At 74.8% G+C, this 660-nt stretch carries 2 protein-coding genes; both read left to right on the top strand.

Features of this window, described 5'->3' with window-relative positions; all coding sequences use genetic code 11:
* The coding region (locus H0487_RS22785; protein WP_183096458.1) for an alpha/beta hydrolase fold domain-containing protein at positions 1–481 on the top strand (481 nt) is incomplete at its 5' end.
* Positions 482–483: 2 nt separating this feature from the next.
* On the top strand, positions 484–660 hold a 177-nt coding region (locus tag H0487_RS22790), incomplete at its 3' end, for an SDR family NAD(P)-dependent oxidoreductase (protein WP_183096459.1).

Raw genomic sequence — 660 nt, forward strand, 5'->3', positions numbered from 1 at the left:
CGACCTGGCCCTCCAGCTCCTCCACGAGGGCGCCCAGCCGCCGGCGGCGCTCGCCCTGTTCTCGCCGCTGGTCGACCCCACCCTGGAGCTCGCGGTCGAGCTCGAGAAGGTGCGCCGCGACCCGATGGCCTCGGTCGCGGTCGCGCAGCGGCTGCTCGACCTCTACTTCGGCGACGCCGACCGCGGGCTGCCGCGGCTGACCTTCTCCTTCGAGGACGCGGCGGCGTTCCCGCCCGTCCTGGTCCAGGCCGGCGGCCGGGAGCTCCTCATGGCCGACGCCCAGGAGCTCGCCCGCGCCTTGACCGACGCGGGCGGGCACTGCGAGCTGGAGATCTGGCCGGGCCAGATGCACGTGTTCCAGGCGCTCGCGCGGATCGTCCCCGAGGCCGAGCCGGCACTGCGGCGGGCGGCCGACTTCATCGTGACCGAGCTCGCCGCCGCCGAGCGGCGCGGCGACTTCCGCCTCCTGGAAGGGGCCTGAACATGAGCAAGCGGACCGATCACACCCACGCCGTCGTCACCGGCGCCGGCAGCGGCATCGGGCGGGCGTTCGCCCTCGAGCTGGCCCGCCGGGGCGGCCGGGTCGTGTGTGCCGACCTCGACGAGACGACGGCTAAGGAGACCGTCGTCGCGATCGAGAGCAAGGGCGGCGAGGCGATC

The organism is Nocardioides stalactiti (genome assembly GCF_014180715.1).
In the GTDB taxonomy this organism is placed as follows: domain Bacteria; phylum Actinomycetota; class Actinomycetes; order Propionibacteriales; family Nocardioidaceae; genus Nocardioides; species Nocardioides stalactiti.